This window comes from Solibacillus sp. FSL W7-1472 (assembly GCF_037969775.1).
Taxonomy (GTDB): Bacteria; Bacillota; Bacilli; order Bacillales_A; family Planococcaceae; genus Solibacillus; species Solibacillus silvestris.
This window is the reverse complement of record NZ_CP150208.1, coordinates 1,827,850-1,846,515: the sequence shown is the minus strand read 5'-3', so window position 1 is coordinate 1,846,515 and position 18,666 is coordinate 1,827,850. Positions and strand designations below refer to the sequence as shown.

At 38.7% G+C, this 18,666-nt stretch carries 17 protein-coding genes; 3 read left to right on the top strand and 14 right to left on the bottom strand.

The annotated features are described in order from the left end of the window. Positions 1-22: 22 nt before the first annotated feature. The 5 genes from MKY07_RS09090 to MKY07_RS09070 all read right to left on the bottom strand — a co-directional run bounded on the left by MKY07_RS09090 (position 23) and on the right by MKY07_RS09070 (position 4,684). Complete coding sequence (locus MKY07_RS09090) at positions 23-1,543, bottom strand: succinate CoA transferase (RefSeq protein WP_008407094.1); 1,521 nt, start codon at positions 1,541-1,543, stop codon at positions 23-25. A 374-nt stretch (positions 1,544-1,917) separates the two neighbouring features. Next, on the bottom strand, positions 1,918-2,457 hold the full coding sequence (locus MKY07_RS09085) for an NAD(P)H-dependent oxidoreductase (RefSeq protein ID WP_339264516.1): 540 nt from the start codon (positions 2,455-2,457) through the stop codon (positions 1,918-1,920). Between the two features lie 203 nt (positions 2,458-2,660). Next, on the bottom strand, positions 2,661-2,972 hold the full coding sequence (locus tag MKY07_RS09080; protein ID WP_339264515.1) for a metalloregulator ArsR/SmtB family transcription factor: 312 nt from the start codon (positions 2,970-2,972) through the stop codon (positions 2,661-2,663). A 40-nt stretch (positions 2,973-3,012) separates the two neighbouring features. Further along, positions 3,013-3,966 carry a cation diffusion facilitator family transporter gene (locus MKY07_RS09075; RefSeq protein WP_339264514.1) on the bottom strand — a complete coding sequence of 318 codons (954 nt, stop codon included), beginning with the start codon at positions 3,964-3,966 and terminating at the stop codon, positions 3,013-3,015. A 181-nt stretch (positions 3,967-4,147) separates the two neighbouring features. Beyond that, positions 4,148-4,684, bottom strand: a complete 537-nt coding sequence (locus MKY07_RS09070; RefSeq protein WP_339264513.1) for a TetR-like C-terminal domain-containing protein — start codon at positions 4,682-4,684, stop codon at positions 4,148-4,150. A 170-nt stretch (positions 4,685-4,854) separates the two neighbouring features. On the opposite strand from MKY07_RS09070, the gene MKY07_RS09065 reads away from it, so the two are divergent. Continuing rightward, entirely contained in the window at positions 4,855-6,264 is a 1,410-nt protein-coding gene (locus MKY07_RS09065; RefSeq protein ID WP_339264512.1) for an MDR family MFS transporter, read from the top strand. A gap of 39 nt (positions 6,265-6,303) precedes the next feature. Here MKY07_RS09065 and MKY07_RS09060 read toward each other — a convergent pair whose 3' ends face one another. Further along, entirely contained in the window at positions 6,304-7,482 is a 1,179-nt protein-coding gene (locus tag MKY07_RS09060; protein ID WP_339264510.1) for a M14 family zinc carboxypeptidase, read from the bottom strand. Positions 7,483-7,582: 100 nt separating this feature from the next. Continuing rightward, positions 7,583-10,669 carry an efflux RND transporter permease subunit gene (locus MKY07_RS09055; RefSeq protein ID WP_041865753.1) on the bottom strand — a complete coding sequence of 1,029 codons (3,087 nt, stop codon included), beginning with the start codon at positions 10,667-10,669 and terminating at the stop codon, positions 7,583-7,585. Between the two features lie 93 nt (positions 10,670-10,762). Here MKY07_RS09055 and MKY07_RS09050 point away from each other — a divergent pair, with 93 nt between their 5' ends. Continuing rightward, complete coding sequence (locus MKY07_RS09050) at positions 10,763-11,584, top strand: TetR/AcrR family transcriptional regulator (RefSeq protein ID WP_339264509.1); 822 nt, start codon at positions 10,763-10,765, stop codon at positions 11,582-11,584. A 41-nt stretch (positions 11,585-11,625) separates the two neighbouring features. Here MKY07_RS09050 and MKY07_RS09045 read toward each other — a convergent pair whose 3' ends face one another. Next, positions 11,626-12,360 carry an alpha/beta hydrolase gene (locus MKY07_RS09045; RefSeq protein WP_339264508.1) on the bottom strand — a complete coding sequence of 245 codons (735 nt, stop codon included), beginning with the start codon at positions 12,358-12,360 and terminating at the stop codon, positions 11,626-11,628. 102 nt (positions 12,361-12,462) lie between these two features. Then, on the bottom strand, positions 12,463-13,335 hold the full coding sequence (locus tag MKY07_RS09040; RefSeq protein ID WP_339264505.1) for a DMT family transporter: 873 nt from the start codon (positions 13,333-13,335) through the stop codon (positions 12,463-12,465). A 455-nt stretch (positions 13,336-13,790) separates the two neighbouring features. Here MKY07_RS09040 and MKY07_RS09035 point away from each other — a divergent pair, with 455 nt between their 5' ends. Next, on the top strand, positions 13,791-14,171 hold the full coding sequence (locus tag MKY07_RS09035; RefSeq protein WP_008407105.1) for a nucleotide excision repair endonuclease: 381 nt from the start codon (positions 13,791-13,793) through the stop codon (positions 14,169-14,171). Positions 14,172-14,397: 226 nt separating this feature from the next. Here the strand turns inward: MKY07_RS09035 and MKY07_RS09030 are convergent, their stop codons facing one another. The 5 genes from MKY07_RS09030 to MKY07_RS09010 form a co-directional block, all read right to left on the bottom strand. Continuing rightward, complete coding sequence (locus tag MKY07_RS09030) at positions 14,398-14,991, bottom strand: transcriptional regulator (RefSeq protein WP_339264504.1); 594 nt, start codon at positions 14,989-14,991, stop codon at positions 14,398-14,400. Positions 14,992-15,132: 141 nt separating this feature from the next. Continuing rightward, entirely contained in the window at positions 15,133-15,705 is a 573-nt protein-coding gene (locus tag MKY07_RS09025; protein WP_014823910.1) for a hypothetical protein, read from the bottom strand. 9 nt (positions 15,706-15,714) lie between these two features. Then, positions 15,715-16,791 carry an FAD-dependent monooxygenase gene (locus MKY07_RS09020; protein WP_339264502.1) on the bottom strand — a complete coding sequence of 359 codons (1,077 nt, stop codon included), beginning with the start codon at positions 16,789-16,791 and terminating at the stop codon, positions 15,715-15,717. Then, positions 16,784-17,899, bottom strand: a complete 1,116-nt coding sequence (gene ribD / locus MKY07_RS09015) for a bifunctional diaminohydroxyphosphoribosylaminopyrimidine deaminase/5-amino-6-(5-phosphoribosylamino)uracil reductase RibD (RefSeq protein ID WP_339264500.1) — start codon at positions 17,897-17,899, stop codon at positions 16,784-16,786. Before ribD ends, MKY07_RS09020 begins: the two co-directional genes overlap by 8 nt. 12 nt (positions 17,900-17,911) lie before the next feature. After that, a complete protein-coding gene (locus tag MKY07_RS09010) occupies positions 17,912-18,646 on the bottom strand; it encodes a GTP cyclohydrolase II (protein ID WP_008407110.1) in 735 nt (244 codons plus the stop codon). Positions 18,647-18,666: the final 20 nt, after the last annotated feature.

Genomic DNA, 18,666 nt, shown 5'->3' with positions numbered 1-18,666 from the left:
GCCACCTTTGTCTGTTTATCCATTAGTGTTTAATTTTGTCGTCTTCAAATAACATTGTCCCATTCTCTTTTAAATTGTTATGGAATGAGAATGCTTTTTCAAGGATATGCGGTGTTTGGCCGCCTACTTTTTCTTTTGCCTCTTCGAAATAAGCACGTAACTGTTCTTTATATTTCGGGTGTGCAATTTCAATCAATTTCTCTGCTCGCTTCACTGGTGGAAGTCCACGAAGGTCCGCATAGCCCTGCTCCGTTACGATGACATCGACATCGTGTTCTGTATGGTCGATATGTGAAACGAATGGAACGATTGTTGAAATAGCCCCGTTTTTCGCTAATGAAGATGTAACGAAAATAGTAATGCGTGCATTACGTGCAAAGTCACCAGAACCGCCAATACCGTTCATAATCTTTGTGCCGTTAACATGTGTTGAGTTGACGTTACCGTAAATGTCGACTTCAATTGCTGTGTTAAACGAAATAACACCTAAGCGACGAATTACTTCCGGGTTATTTGAAATTTCCTGTGGTCGGAACATAATTTTATCTTTGTACTTTTCCAAGTCTTCCGCTAGTGAGTCCACGCGCTTTTTGGAAAGCGAGAATGCTGTACCTGCCGCGAATTTAACAATACCCGCATCAATCAGGTCAAATACACCATCCTGCAGTACTTCCGAGAATACTTCAAGATCTTTAAATTGAGACTTTTGCATGCCGTTTAATACGGCATTTGCTACTGAACCAACGCCTGATTGTAGCGGCGCTAAAGATTCCGGTAAATTCCCTACTTCCACTTCATTTGCCAAGAATGCTAATAAATTATCGGCAATTTTCTGTGTTTCCTCGTTTGGCTCGAATAAAGGTGACGGAATATCCGGCTGCTCCGATAAAACAATCCCTTTAACTTTCGCAGGATCGACTTTAATTCCAATTTCACCAATACGGTCCCCTGTATTGTAGATAGGAATTTCTTTACGCTCGCCTTGTGCTTTTTGAACATAAATATCATGAAGCCCTTCATATGCTTTTGGGGCTGTTGTATTAATTTCGATAATCACGTTTTCTGCTTTTTCTACAAAAATCGGTGAGTTCCCTACAGAACCTGTTGGAATCACGAGACCGTCTTCTGTAATTGCTGCTGCTTCAATAATCGCATAATCAATTTTACCTAGTGAACCTTTACGTACTTCTTCCGCTGTATGTGATAAATGCTGATCAATATAGTAAATTTCCCCGTTGTTGATTTTACCGCGCATAATCGCATTACCTTGATAAGGCACACGTAAGTTGATGATGCCTGCTTCTGCCATCGATTGGTCGGCAGTTGGACCTAATGATGCCCCTGTATATAGATTTACTTTGAAATTTTCCTGCTCTCCCCGTTTAGAAAGTGCAAGAGGAAATTCTTTAGGCTCTCCGAAAAGTGTAAAACCACTCATTCCCAGATTCATGCCGTCTTCAATCCAAGACGCGGCTTCCTCTGCTGAAACAACTTTGTTTAAAAACGCTTCATTTCTGATGAACTGACTTAAATCTTTTCCCATTAACAATCACCCCAAAATAATATTTTTAGTTCGATGTTACGATGAATTTCTGTAAATCCATATAGCCATTAAAAAATCTGTTACACCTAATTTTTTAATCGCCTTATCTATATTGTAATGAGAGATTCGTCTTTCGTCCATTAGATACTTCCTATAATTTTGATAGATAAAAACTATAGTAAATAAAAAAGCAGAATTAAGGAGTATTCTTTCACCTAAAACAATATTTTTTCGTCACACCATTCTATTGACAAAATGCGATATCTTTATCCTCTACACTGGGCCTTACCGTCGGATTCTCTTTTTGTTGCAGTAACATTTCCAGGAAAACTCGCCTTCATAAAAAACAACACCTCTTAGAGGTGCCATCACTATTAAAACTTCTTCATCCATTCCAAGAAGTTCACAATCACGCCATCTAAAAATGCGATTGTCGCTTCATCTGTCAGTTGTCCTAGCGCATCAATTTTTTCATGAACCGCTCCAATATACACTTCGTTACCAGGTAAAACCGGGGAATTTAAACCGATTGCAAATAAAATATCTCGCAAATGCATTTGGGCTTTAACAGAACCTAACATTCCCATTGATGACCCCATTATAATGGATGGTTTGCCGTTCATCACTTTATCCACACGGCTTAGCCAGTCGATGGCGTTTCCTAACACTCCGGGAATTGTAGCGTTATATTCAGGTGTTATCCAAAGAACTGCATCAGCTTCTTTTACTTTTGCCTTAAAGTTTAATACTGCTTTTGGAGGATCCATTTCGATATCCTGGTTATACATCGGCAGAGGGGTTAAATCCAAAATTTCCAAATCAAACTTATCAGCATATCGTGCCTGAATATATTTTGCGATCTTTAGATTGTATGATTCTTTACGGATACTTCCTACAATTGCTACAACTTTCATATTGAAAAACCTCCATTATTTTAGAATTCAACTATAAATGTTTTGTAAACTTGCTGCTGCCACCATGTAAATGGGCAATGATTTTAGTTTGCGACTTCCGTTTATTGATATACCCTACATTCTTCAATGTCGAAACCAATGAAAAAAACACGTAACCGTTCATTTAAGAAAACTTTTACGTGTTGATGACTGTTTCTATTCAATTAATGATGAGCATGATCGATTGCCTGATGGAGCAAGTTGATAACATGTTCATCTGCACTTGTATAATACAATGTCGTCCCTTCACGCCTGAATTTTACTAAACGTAAATTCTTCAAAAAACGTAACTGGTGGGAAACCGCCGACTGATTTAAATCGAGCATTTCTGCAATGTCATTTACCGAATGCTCTTCACAGCATAACATGTTTAAAATACGGATTCGTGTCGGATCGCTTAACGCCTTGAACGTTTGCGAAACGACAAACAATGTTTCTTCATCCAATTCATGTTGGGTTCTTTTTTCCATTGTCATACGATTTACCTCTTTTCTCTTATACGCCCGGCGTAATTGATTAATGATGGTGGTGGTGCTGATGGCTGGAATCTTGCTTCGCTGTACAATAAACCGAATGGTCGTGCTGATGCATAGTTGTTTCAACTTGAATCGTCACGTGATGAATATTTTGATGTAGCAGATCATGTTCAATTTTCTCTAAAAGTTGCTCACTTTCCTTAATCGTCAAGTCATCATTTACAACAACGTGACATGACAGCGCATTTAATCCACTTGTAATTGTCCAGATGTGCAAGTCGTGAAGCGCTTTTACCTCTTCATATTTCTCAATCGTTTCTATGATTTCATCAACAGTAATATCCTGAGGTGTGCCTTCCATTAAAATATGCAATGAAGCTTTCGTTAAATGATATCCGCTTCGAAGTACAAGCGCAGCTACAAAGACACTGGCCAATGGATCTGCCCATCCCCAATCAAAGAACAGTATAAGCAATGCGGCAACAATGGCACCGATTGAACCGATCATATCACTGATCACGTGCAAATAGGCGCCTCTCATATTTAAATTTTCCTTCGTATCCGCACCGCGCATCATAATCCATGCGACTAAAATATTTACTGCCAACCCGATACTGCTGATGACGAGCATCCCGGTTGAAGCAACTGCAGGAGGATTCATGAAACGGCCGATCGCTTCATAAAAAATAAACAGCGCGATGATGATTAACGTCAGTCCATTTAGTGTGGCAGCCAATATTTCAATACGTTTGTAGCCGAATGTTTTACTGGCATTTGCTACTTTTTGTGCAAATACAATGGCCATTAATGCAATTCCAAGTGAAACGGCGTCGCTTAACATATGTCCTGCGTCAGAAAGCAGCGCAAGACTGTTCGTCAGCACCCCACCAATCGCTTCGACAATCATAAACCCGGTAATAATTAAAAAGGATATAAACAGCACTTTCTTGTTCGTACTATGTGAATGATGATGGTGATGATGGTGCTCTCCCATTTAAAATGCCCCCTTTTATTCCATATATGAACATATACTCATATATTAACATATTATGAATTCAGAAAATAGTCAATTACATAAGCCCAGATTTAATGGCTGAAATTTTTTACACATGAAAAGATTCGCTAATTTCAGGAATTGTATACAAACTTTAGTTTAGCTGTGAAAAACAACTAAACTATGTTCTGTACAGGAGGTAGATTTGATCAGCAATGTATGACGCATTTAAATAACCTCCATCTTTTAACCACCACGAGATCACACCGACAAGGGACGCCGCTTTTATATGACTGTCGACAAGCGATTTTGAGGAAACTCGGTCACTGTTCAGCCTTCTCGTATCAATCAATTGTTTCATTAATTGATATAGCACTTTTTCAAATTGTTCAAACTGGAAAAGTAATCGTAAAGCGTGTTTTTGTGAGGCTAAATAATTGAGCAGCTCAACTAAATGTTCCTTTTCGTTTAACAGATGAATATGGTTTAAATCTGTTATTTTTTCAGTTACTTCATTGAAAATCTCTTTTGTTAAATCATCCATCAAATGATTGATATCTTCATAATGCAAATAAAATGTAGTTCGGTTTAACGTGGCTTGCTTTGTTACTTTTTGTACAGACAACTGACTAAGCATTACTCCTTCTTCCAAAAGTTCGAATACCGCTCTCTTTAACATTTCTTTTGTACGGATTGTTCGTGGATCTATTTTCATCATCAGAATTACCATTCCTGTCTATTAAATATTATTAAATCTACATATTTGAACAATTTGTCGATTAGTCTACAAAGTGCTTCATATTGTGTATGTCAAAGGCTCCTGCTCATTGTTAAAATACTTATTAGACAAACCGTCTATAAAGTTATCGTAGCGTAAGGGGTTTTAAAATGCAAAATGAATTATCGGAACAAACAAGAAAAATACTGCTGATCGTCATGATTGCAGGCTGTTTTTTCTCCACTTTAAATCAGACATTACTCAATGTCGCACTAAGTGATTTAATGAACACCTTTTCGGTATCGCCTACAACAATTCAATGGCTCGCAACAGGCTTTATGCTTGTGAACGGAATTTTGGTTCCAATTACGGCATTTTTAATGAAGCGTTTCTCAACACGCCAACTGTTTATTAGTGCGATGCTATTTTTATTAGCCGGTTCTGTTGTCGCAGCATGTGCGATGAACTTTGGCATGCTTTTAACAGGACGTATGATTCAAGCTGTAGGAGCAGGTATTATTTTGCCTTTAATGATGACCGTAATTGTCTACTTGTTCCCTGAAGAAAGAAGGGGCGCTATTATGGGGAAAGTCGGATTTGCAATTATTTTTGCACCTGCCATTGCCCCGACTCTTGCTGGATTTATTATTGATTATTTATCATGGCGCTGGCTGTTCATCAGCTTAATTCCATTTATCGTTATTATTATTGTCTTAGCGTATAAATACTTGATGAATGTAAATGAAGGTGCGAAATCGAAAATCGATTTGATCAGCTTAATTTACTCAACATTCGGATTCGGTCTCTTATTGTTCGGGTTTAGTAGTGCCGGAAGCCGCGGATGGGATGATGGAGTTATTTTAACAACGATTGGTGCGGGATTGATCATTATTTTTCTGTTTTGCCAACGTCAATTGTCTTCACAGGATCCTTTACTGAATTTATCGGTATTCAGATATAAAATGTATTCCATGACGACGATTATAAATGTCGCAATTACGATCATCATGTATGCAGACTTGATTTTACTCCCGATGTATTTACAGGATGGCCGTGGTTTTTCTGCATTGGATGCAGGATTACTGCTGCTTCCCGGTGCGATTATCAATGCGTTTTTGTCACCGGTTACAGGGAAACTATTTGATAAGTACGGAGCGAAGCCTTTATTTATATTCGGTTTAGTTTTAGTTGCACTTTCGATGTGGCTCGTTATCGACTTATCTTCTACTACTTCGTATGTATATATTCTTGTACGCACCATTATTTTACGGATTGGGCTGGCATTTATTACAATGCCGTTAAATACGGCTGCCCTTAATGCGATTCCAAGAGAACTGGCCTCACACGGGTCTGCCGTAAACAATACAATCCGTCAACTTGCTGGTGCAATCGGAACGGCTGTCATCGTAACAGTGTATACACTGCAGTTAACGGGTACATCCGTTCAGGTAAACGAAAGTTATGCAAATGCGGCTAGTTCGACGTATTTCTATATGTTCCTATTAGCAATCGTTGCCTTTATTGTCGTACTTTTCGTTCCTAAACATAAACGGACAACGCCCGCTCAAGAAACAAACTAAAAACTGGTGAACCTTCGTAATCGGGGTTCACCAGTTTTTTTACCAGTTCAGGGCCTCATTGGCTATATAAAGTCCGACTGTTCTATTTTGCTTCCAAACTTTATTCCATCTTTTTAACGGAACGGATGCTTCCCCGGCATATGGCGCGATTTCAACCGTCATAGCAGGGCGGTCTTTTACTTTTGTGAAGTAATCTTCAGATGCCGCTATTGGTTCATTTTTCTTTGTTACCGGCATTACTTTATAGCCGGTAATGGACGATACCCCTTTCACCAACTTTTTCGTTCGGCTGAACTTTGATTTCGTTTGGCTCCAGTAAATAAGTTGACCGGAAGAATGATATGAAATATACGCTAAATGATTCCCACGGTCAATCAGTCTTTTGATCGCAAGCGCTTCCGGTTCAGTATTTGGCGCTTTTCCTTTATATTCTTTGAATGAGGGCCTTGTCGTTTTGATTAAATGCCAGTTTACATTAAATTGACGATTCAGATCGACACCGTTTATATTGGCTTTCCAACGATTAAAATTGGTGCTGTTGTTGTTCATTGCTTTAAGCTTTGTCATCGATGTTTTTACTTTGCCTCCTTGCGCCAGTGTTACCCCATCAGGATTCACCATTGGCACAAATACGATGCTCACTTCACTTAAAATTTCCTTCACATCGTATTTTCCAATTTTCGTTCCGTTCACATATGCTTTTAAATATGTATCAATCATTTCCATCAATACATTTGTCGTCATATGTTCACGTCCATGAAAAGATGCATCCATCAATACTTCCTTTTTACCCGTTCCCACTTTCAATGAATATAAAGGACGTCCCTCCACCGAACTCCCGATCATCTTCAATTTCGTCAGTGATGGATACATTTGAGAAACGAGCTTTAGCTTTGCTGCCACTTCATCGGACGTGATTATTTTCGAACCATCGACTAACTGGATATAGTGAACATCGGTTAAAGGGATGTAGGCTTCTTTGGAAGAATAGTTGATAACTCCTGATGTACCTTTTAATGCCTGCAATAATAACTTCTCACCTTTTGCTACAGGTTTTATGATGTTGCCGTGTTCATCTTTTAGTTCTGTATTCTTCTTCGCAATTACTTGCACCGGGTATTTACCAAGCCCAATTGCGTCTGACGCTGCTTCGGCAGAAATCGAACCAAAACTGAAAATGGCTGCAGATAACAGACTGAACAACAATAGTTTCTTCATAAAATGCCTCCCGTTATGTATATCAAAACTTTTCTTCTATACCCATAACTTTACTATAAAAAACAGCCTGCAAGAAATTACTTCTTACAGGCTGTTCGTATTAATTGTCTTTTACATCTTTACGATTCTTCTTCAGCATTTTTGATAATACTTCATATACAATCGGTACGATGATTAATGTTAATAATGTTGATGATAATAAACCACCAATTACTGTTACAGCAAGGTCTTGAGAAATCAGACCGCCGCCAGCACCACCGAATGCCATTGGTAACATTGCACCAATCGTTGCAATCGCCGTCATTAAGATTGGACGTAAACGAGTTGCACCGGCTTCCAGAATTGCTTCACGCATGTTCATTCCTTCATGTTCCATACGGATAATGCGGTCAACAAGTACGATCGCATTCGTGACAACAATACCGATTAACATCAGTAATCCCATCATAACTGAAACCGAAATTGTAAGACCTGTTGCGAACAATCCAATCCATGAACCGATAACTGTAAATGGTAAAGAGAATAAAATCGCAAATGGAGCTAAACCTTCACCGAATGTTACAACTAAGATAAAGTAAACGATCGCAATAGCTGCAATCATCGCAACCCCTAGTTGAGTAAATGTTTCAGCCATATCTGCCGCCACACCACCTACACCAGTCGTTACGCCTTTCGGTAATTCTAGATCAGCAATTTTTTCATCTGCTGCAGATGTTGCTTTTGATATATCTTTGTCTGTGATCGTTGCAGATACAGTCGCAAAGTATTCGCCTTTTTGACGAGATAATGAATTTAAAGTCGTACCTTCTTCAAGTTCAACAATGTCACCAATTGTCATTGTTTGACCAGTTGCCGTTTGAATCGGTGTTTCCAATAATTCATCAATATCCGCTGCTGCAGATTTTGCTTCACGTTGAACAACTACATTAATATCAGCGCCATCACTTTCAACAGTTGTCAGCACTTCTTTTGTATTATTTGTTTGTAGAGCCATTAAAATTTGAGCAGTAGTCAGACCGTATTGTAATACATTTTCCTGATCTACTTTGATTACATTTTCTACATATGGTGCAGAAGCATTAGACTCAACTTCATCAAGCCCTTTAACATCAACTAGAACATCTTCTACTTGAGCAACTGCTTCGTTTAACTTATCTAAATCTTCACTGTATAGTGTATAGCTTACTTCATTCGATGACATACCCATCGCGAAGTTTTGCGTTTTCCACTCGCCGGATTGGCCAATGTTAAAGATATAGTCTTCTACTTCTTTTTTCGCTTTCGGGAAATCTTCCATATCCGGATCGAAAATCGCATAGATTAAACCACCGCCTGCACCACCGCCAGTCATCATTGCAGCAGCATCAGTAGAAGGTTCTGTGTTCACCGATAATTGTAAAATATCGATGTCCTCACGTTTCAATAACTCTTTTTCTACTTCTTCAATATTCGTAAGTGTCTCTTCCATCAATTCGCCAGTTCCAGGTGTGTATGTTAAATACATTACTTTCTCTTCTTGAGAACCCATGAAACTAAAGCCGATTAATGGTGTTAGCGCTAGTGAACCAACTAATAGAACAATCGCAATAATTGACGAAATCCATTTATGGTTTAAAGATTTTTCCAAGAAATTACGGTATGTTACTGCAAGCTTACCGACTTCTTTATGCTGACTTTCAGACTTTTCACCGTAAATTTTCTTACGGAATAATGTGTGTGAAAGTGCAGGTACGATTGTAATCGCAACGATTAATGATGCGATTAAAGCAAATGACATTGTTAATGCGAATGGTACGAATAATTCCCCTACCATACCGCCTACAAATACAAGTGGTGCGAATACTGCAATTGTTACTAATGTTGAAGACATGATCGGCTTGAACATTTCAATTGTTGCTTCGCGAATTAACGCACGGCCTTGTAATTTTTCTTCTTTCAGGTGCATACGACGATAAATATTTTCCACTACTACAATCGAGTCGTCAATTACCCGTCCGATTGCAACCGTAATCGCACCAAGCGTCATAATATTCAGCGTAATATCCAGCCAGTGCAATGCCATTAAAGCCATGAATACTGACACTGGAATTGAAATAATCGAGATAATAGTTGATTTAAAGTCACGCAGGAATAATAGGATAATTAATACTGCGATTAAACCACCGAATACCGCTTTTTCAACCATCGTAAAGACGGAATCTTCAATTGGTTTCCCTTGGTCTAAAGAAATATCGATTTTAAGACCTGAAATGGCTTCCTGCTCTTCTTCGATTAAATCTTTAACTGCATTTGCTACAGTCACCGTATTGGCATCCTGGCCTTTTACGATTTGAATCGCAATCGCATCTTTACCATTTGTTCGAGATACTGATTGCACTTTACCTACTTTTTCGATTTCAGCAATATCCCCCAGTTTTACGAAAGGAACCGGGTTGGTTTCAGAAGGTGTAACAGGAATCAGCATTTCTTTTAACTGTTCTTCTGTTTTGAACTTGCCGTCAACTGCAACAGCTTGCTCGCCATCTTCAAACTCGTATAATCCTAACGAGACTGCAAGGTCACTTGCCTGAATCATTTGCTTAACAGATTCTTCCGTTAAACCTAATTGTGCCATCTTTTCTTCATCATATGTGAAGGCAACTTCTTCAAGATGTTGACCTGTAACTGTCGCAGATGCAACACCGTCAATTTTGTTTAGTTTCGGCAAAATTATTTTCTCTACTGTCGACGTCAGTTCAACAATATCTTCATCCGAACTACTTACTGATAATGCAATAACAGGCATCATGTTCATACTGATTGCCATGATTGAAGGTTCTTGTGCACCTTCAGGAAGCTCAATATTATCTAAAGCAGCTTCTAACTGACGTTTCTTTTCATCCATATCCACGCCATATTCATATTCCACTTGAACTTGTGAAACATTTGATGAAGATGTAGAATATACAGCCTTTACATCTTCTAAACTTTCAACTGCCTTTTCATAAGGAATTGAAAGATCATCCATTACTTGCTCTGGTGTTGCCCCAGGATAAACACCCATAACGATTAGGAACGGGATCGAAATATCTGGAATCGACTCCATTTTCATACGCGTTGATGAATAAATACCGGAAAACACGATAATGATTGTTAGTAACCATACTGCAAGCTTATTCTTTAATACGAAATTAACCAAGCCCCTCACAGTTCCACCTTACCTTTCTTGACTATATGTAACCACCATTCTATAATAATGACTAGTCGGTCACGTGTCAATTGAAAGGGGCTTGAAAATATTATGACAAGAAAACAATTGATAATCGATTCAGCACTACATTTATTTGCCGAAAAAGGGATAGAAGCTACGTCAGTACAGCAAATTACCGATCATTGCGGCATTTCTAAAGGTGCTTTTTATTTATCATTTAAATCCAAAGACGAGCTCGTTTTTTCTATTATTGAACATTTTATGAACAATATAATTCGCGAAGTTGACCAAGCAGTCAGTGAAGGTAATACCCCTTCAGAAAAGCTCCATATCTACTTTGTTCATACTATGAAAGTATTGTCACACTATGCTGGATTTGCGGATATTTTGATGAAGGAAAACGTTTCTGCCATCAATAAGGCATTAATTGAACGGATTCATTATTATGTAGAGCTTTCCAATAAAAATTTGGAAAAGCTGCTATTTGAAGTATTTGGCGAACAAATCGAGGGACGACAATATGATTTAGTCGTTATTGTAAATGGGATGGTTCAATCGTATATGCAGTATATTTTCGACTCGTGCCAGACATTTGATGCGGTGAGGTTTGCAGATTCGCTTGTTGAGAAGACAACTTTATTAGCTACAAAAAGTAAAATAGCGCTGTTGCAAAATACTTCACAGTTTTACAAACGGATCGAAAATTATTCGATTGATCATATAGTGGAGGAACTGATGTTGCTTCAACAGCAGACGACGAACAATTTGGAACTCGATTCCCTCCAATTATTAATAGAAGAACTTAAAAGTGAAAATCCAAGAAATGCAATTATTATTGGTCTCATCTCCAATTTAGAAAAAAACGAGTGCTTTAATTGGATTACGTTATATTTGAAAAAGCAATACAGTTAAAAAGAGAGGGACCCAAAAAATGGATCCCTCTCTTTTTAGTTTTAGCTGTTTAGGAAACGAATGATTTCTCTTGCTACCGTTTGAGAATCTTCCACCATACCAAGATGTCCTGTATTGGTTTTTACTTTCTCCACATTCGGGTTGGATGTCGTAATCGGTGTGACAGCTTTGTCCTGTTCTCCTTCAATGACGAGAATTGGAATTGATATTGTATCGACAAGATCTCGTTGGTTTGGACGTGACTTCATAGCACCTAGTGCGGCAACAAGGCCTTCTTCTTTTCCTTCATAGGCAACTTCTTTTGCAAACAGCACATCTTCCGTTTTTGCATTGGGCGCAAGGAAGTTATGAATCACTCCGTCTACGAACGAGCCTGTTCCATGTTCCTGAATCTCTTCTTGTTGTTTCGTTCTTTTATCGATTGCTTCTGGTGTATCCGATGAGTCGGATGAATACAATAAGACAGCCTTTTCGATTTTAGAGTATTGTTTCTCGATTGCCGCCAATGTAATATAGCCACCCATCGAATGCCCGACCCAATAAGCCTTTTCAACTTTTTCCGTAACTAATACATCGATTATATCTTCGGCATAGCGATAAACTGTATATTCCCCTTCCGGCATTTCACTTTTTCCATGCCCTGGTAAATCGATTGCAATGACATCAAATTGCTTTGTTAAAGGTTCCATAATTTTTTCGAATATTGCTGTACTCCCTAAAAATCCATGTACTAATACTACAACTTCCCCAGAACCATTTCGCGTATAATTTAACATATAACCAGTCCTCCCCTAAATTCATCTCTTATCCTTTTCCGTATTTCTATAATAATAAACAAAATCAGCCATTTTAAACGGATTGCTTAAAATGGCTGTACATTATATATAGGATTTTTTACGTCTAAAGGTCGGTTTGACTTCTGCAAACAAAATCGCAAAGAAGATAAGAACACAACCAACAAGCATACGCCCAGTTAAAATTTCATTTAAAATAAGGACGGAGAACATCGTACCGAACAACGATTCCGTTGATAAAATAATGGCAGATTTCGTAGGGTTTGCATATTGCATGCCGATATTTTGACATACATACGCCACAGCAGTACAAAATATTGCCAAGTACACAATGATGCCCAACCCTTCTGAAGTATAAGTCGTCGGCACTTCCCCTAGCATGACAACACTAATTACACTTAGGACAGTCGCCGTATAAAACTGGACAATTGTCAGCGCTAAAGCATCTTCAGTTTTAACAAATACATTTGTATAAAAAATATCGAAAGCGAATCCGACCGCACAAAGAATCGACAGGAAATCGCCAAAATTAATCGTCATCGAATCCTGCAATGATAAAAATCCAATTCCGACCACTGCCACACCAGCTGCAATAAACTCAAACCGGTCAATTCTTCTTTTGTAAATGACATAAGCGATAATTGGAACGATAATGACATTAATCGCTGTCAAGAATGCATTTTTAGATGGGGTTGTATATTCCAAGCCCATGGTCTGCAGGGCAAAGGCAATAAACAAGATTGCGCCGAGAATCGCACCTTTCCATATTACAGCTTTTGAAATGAGTTTTAATTTTTTATAGAAAATGAAACTTAAAATAATGGAAGCTAATAAAAATCTCCCGGCCATCAATTGAAAAACGGTCCAATGTTCAAGCCCTTTCGCCATTCCGACAAAACCGCTTCCCCACATGACAGCGGTGATGAGCATGAGAAACTCACCTTTATATTTTTGCATATGATTCCTTCTCTCTTTTTAAACTGCTGTTTATGTATAATTGTTTTTAGCTGAACAAACTACTACTACAATAGACAAACTTCGAGGAAAAAGAAAGCGAAAATTCAAAAATTACCTTAACTTGCAGTAAAGTTAGAATTTTTTGCTTGACTGGGTTTGTTACAAGTAGTTTTTTATTAGCTAAAAAGTATGTAGATTATGGTATTGATTTAGTTTTGTTCGGAGTAATTAAATTAATAAAATTAGTTAAATAGTGTCGGATAATATGTATATAGTTCGTGTAGTTGATTAAGGAAATTCCTATTATATAGTCGGAAATATCTATAGTTTTGAAAATAACGGTAAAAAATCCGCTTATTTTACTTTTCTCCAATGCCTGGACTACTATATCAATAGCATTTTATCGTATTATCGTGTAAAATAAACTTTTAGAATAATTTAGGGACGTGAACAGTTTGATTAAAATTGAAATGCCAAAACCAGATTTAGTAATTCGTCAACGTGAACAAGTGTTAAAACCAGGGGATGTTGAAATTACACCATACTTCGGATTTATTGATTTCCATAAAATTACGCGTGATAAAGGCGGTATCTTCTTCTTCTATAATGAAAAGAACGAGCTTTTATTCGTAGGTAAAGCACGTAAAATCCGTCAACGTATTAAAAAGCACTTTGAAGACAATGTATCACCAATGAAAAACCACCGAGCAGAAATTCACAAAATTGAAGTATATGAAATTGAAGATCCAATGGAACGTGAAATTTACGAAACATTTGCAATCAATCAATTCCAGTCAAAATACAATATCGATAAAGTATTTTTCGAACGCGCATAAATTGTGAGACATAGCCCAAAAATGCCATTTTCCTCCGAGAGAGAAAAATGGCATTTTTTCTATGCGTTAAAAATTGATTTCCATTCCGGGACGCTTTCCGCGGGCACGGCCTGAGCCTGTAGTCTCAGGCGTCGTGCTGTTCCCGCTGGAGTCGCCCTCCATTCCAATCAATTTTACAAAATATCCGTTTATTAATTTACTTCTACTTTTCTGCCCAAATCTTTAATTATTCTGCTTTAAAATCGAGCATTTCGTTAATTTTCGATAAATCTTCCATAATGCCTTTTTTCTGGATGGCAATGCCGTCGTACCATTTGTTTAAAATGTCCTGCATGCCCTTCTCGATTTCTTTTCCTTCCGATACGAGCTGTACCATCACGTCGATTACTTTTGTACGTTCTTCGTAAAACTTGATGCGTGCCGGAAAATCTTTGCCGATGTTTTGTTTAAAAATATAGCCGAGTTTAATAATTCCATTATTCATCAGCTGCTCCGAGTAAAGTGTCGATCCGACAACTGCTAAACGCTCTTTAAAATCCGGCTCTTCTTTAATATAGTTTTGCATCAGGAGGGCAACCTCATCTGCGAAAGATTTGAGTTTGTTGCGCTGTCCTTCCATCAAATCTTTAGATTCCTCGAAAATATTTAGCATCAGTTCTGTATGTTCAAGCATATTTTTCACTTTATTTAATGGTTCTTCACTTGCTCCATTCAGACGTACTTGAATTGTACGATATACATATTGGCGTTGTAAGTAGGCCGACAGTAATATAATCCCGTTGTAATGAACGCTTGCTTCGTAATGTTGTTGTGTTATCATAGTAAAATCCTCCAACCAGTATGTCTATACATTGTTAACAATACCACATATTCTTTCTCTTGAAAGGAAAAAATTCAAACTATTTTAACTTTTATATAAAAAAGAAAGTCTCGGAATGGCTCCGTGACTTTCCCATATCGATTACACCGATGCGTAACCGACCAGTTTATTGAATTCATCCCAACTTGTAAGACGGGTATATTCCACAGTCTGATTGTATGACTGGTTTTTCACGATTACTTTCGTTGTGCTACCAGCCAATGTGTTTAAAACAGCTGGTTTATCATCTACATATACATCAAGTTCCAGGTTTTTGATAATATCGATTTTCTCATGATCTGCCATCCCGCAGTAAAAACGCTCATCCACAACCGGGAACCCTTGTGCTTTTACCCATGCGCGGGTCTGTTCACAATACCCTTTCGGACGGGATGTAATATAGTAAATTTCATGCCCTTCTTCTGCTAAAGCGTTCAATACCTCTTTTGCCCCTTCAAAGCTTGGACAATTCGTGAAATAGATCTCTTCCATTGAGTCTTTCCACATTTGGCTGCCTTCTTCATTTGTTAGCCCAAATGGTTCATGGATTTCGACAGTTGCAATTGTATCAAACACATCTTCGCCAATCGTTTTGTTCAATTTTTTATTATATAAATGAAACGCATGTCGACGTAAATCGATTAACGTATCATCTATGTCAAATCCGAATTTCATATCCCTCACCTAACTTAATACGAGAAAAGCTTCATGAAACTTTTGCTCTTTTTCTATTTGTATTGCCTGGATTTTTTCAATCTGTTGTTTTCGTGCTGTTGCGCAGCTGATAAAATCAAATTTCTCATTTTCCAGCAGCATTTGTGCCAGCACATGGGCATCCATTAACGAACTATTTAATCCGTACGCGCCGGTCGGAGTCATCGTATGCACAGCATCCCCGATCAATGCAACGCCTTCTTTACCCCATTGCTCCGTTGTACTGCTGAATACATCAAGCAGCACAAAGTCTTTCCATGACTGGATATGTTCTTGTACGACAGGGTCCAATTGTGGAAATGCTTTTACGAGCTTTTCAATAAACGGCATAAAAGGCTGTTTGCGTAATTCCGGATAGCTTCCTTTATTAATATTCCAGCCGATTTGTACAAATCCTTTTGCCTGTGTAAACAAGGAAATTTGCATGCCATCAACTAGGGCCATTTTAATGGAAGGTGTCCAATTTGCAGGTGCCGGTATTCTTGCCCAGAGCAGATCATAGCCATGATCGCGGATCGTTACATCTAAATTCGCCAATTTTCTAACTGTAGAATAGCGCCCATCCGCACCGATGATAAGCTGTGCCTCAATTGTCATATCGTTATCACCTTGTTTGGCGCGAACTGCTGTATATTGTCCGTGCTCGTTTTGAACAAGCTCTTTAACCGTTGTATTCAATAAATAGTTAAAAGTTGGATAGCCTTGTGCCTGCTCGATAATTGCTTGAAGCAAATGAGCTTGCGGAACATGGATGCCTAAATGCCCTACAGCCGGATCCGGTTCAATTGTTTTAAACTTTTCACCGCTCATCCAATATTCCAATGTTTCCATACGCAGCAAACCGAGCTGTTCAATTCGTTCGAATAGCTCATACTGTTTTAAAATACGCTCGCCTTCTTCATTTAAATGTTCCCCGCGGAATGCCTTTGCAAAGCCATTTGTCCGTTCAATTAAAAGAACAGACACATTATTTTTCGCCAATATATTGGCAAGAAGCGCACCGCCTGGACCACCGCCAACAATGCATACATCCACTTTTTTAATCATGTATACCAGCTTTCTTTGGATAGGCAAAAATACGCAAATCTTCCCCGACGTGAGTGACTTCACCGAATTCAAGCTGATTTGCCACATCGATTGTTTCTACATCAGTTCCTGTAAACGGTGTAATGGAGTTTTTCCCGCCCAATACTTTCGGTGCGATATACACGATATACTGGTCAATGAAGCCGCCTCGTAAAAATGACGCGTTCACATTGCCCCCACCTTCAACAAGCAGATGCGTAATACCCTTTTTATATAATGCTTTCAACATATCCTCTATGTGCAAGCCTGTTTTTTCTTTTTCTACTCGAATAATTTCAACACCATTGCGCTCCAATTGCTGTGCCTTTTCTTCATCAGAATCGAGTGAAGTGACAATGATTGTACGAGCATCCGTTGTGTCCGCAATATGTGCATCAACCGGTGTTTTCAAAGTACTGTCCAACACGACACGTATCGGGTTACGACCTTGTCGTTCATCATTTAGTCGCGTCGTCAGCTTTGGATTATCATTTAAAACCGTTTGTACACCTACTAATATCCCGTCCACTTCATGACGCAATTCATGTACATCCGCGCGCGCTTCTTCCCCTGTAATCCATTGTGAATGACCATTATATGTCGCAATTTTGCCGTCAAGTGTCATGGCGAATTTCGCAACTACAAACGGACGCTCTGTCAGCATATTATGAATAAAGCGTTCATTCAGCTTTTGTGCTTCCTCTTGAAGCACACCGACTTCCACTTCGATTCCCGCATCGCGTAAAAGACGAATACCGCGCCCAGCTACTTCAGGATTTGGATCTTCCGTGGCAACGACGACGCGTTTAAATCCGCTTTCTTTCAACAGCTTCGCACAAGGTGGTGTTTTGCCGTAGTGTGAACATGGTTCCAGTGTGACATAAATTGTCGCATCTTTTGTATGTTCACCTGCCATATTCACCGCATGTACTTCTGCATGGGGTTCCCCTGCTTTTCGATGAAGTCCTGTACCGACAATGACACCATCTTTTACGATAACGGCTCCAACTAGCGGATTTGGATTTGTATTCCCTCTGGCACTTGCTGCCAATTCAAGCGCAAGCTGCATATAGTCCTGATCAGTTTTCATTTGAAATTCTCCTTACACAGTTAACTTTTCAACAATTCCGATATGTCCAGACTTTTCTACTTTAGTTTTCAAGTACTGTTCATTCGTTTCCGTCAGGCCGCCCCATAATGGAATATGGCCATCCGCAAGTAAACCGTTTTCCTGCAGTGCTGCAAGTTTTTTCGGATTGTTCGTAATGAGCGTTACCGGTTTTGCCCGCAGGACTTGCAATACTCGGATTGCATCATCATATGAGCGGACATCATCTTCAAAACCGAGTGCATGATTCGCTTCCACCGTATCAAACGCTTCTTCCTGCAATAAGTAAGCAAGTGATTTGGAAAACAGACCAATACCGCGACCTTCATGATCTGCCAAATAAAAGATAGCGCCACAGCCGTGTTCAACAATCATCTTCATGGATTCATGTAGTTGATAGCCACAGTCACAACGCTGTGAACCGAAAATATCACCTGTATGACAAATGCTGTGCATACGGATCAATGCATCATCCTGATTGGCAAAATCACCATACACAAGTACAGATGACTGCTGGCCAAAAGCTAAATGCATCGATGATACAGAGTCTACTACCTGTTCTTTCGTCTGGTTTTTTTCAACAGTTGTCCATGAGTACCACTGGAATGTTGCTTCTAGATTTTCTTGTTTTATAGGTAGCTTTACCGGTCCGACAACTGCAATATTCTGCAGATCATCACGACGTACAAGCTGAATTTTATCTTCTAAAATAGCCATTATTTTTTTCATCTTATCACCTTTATTTTTTA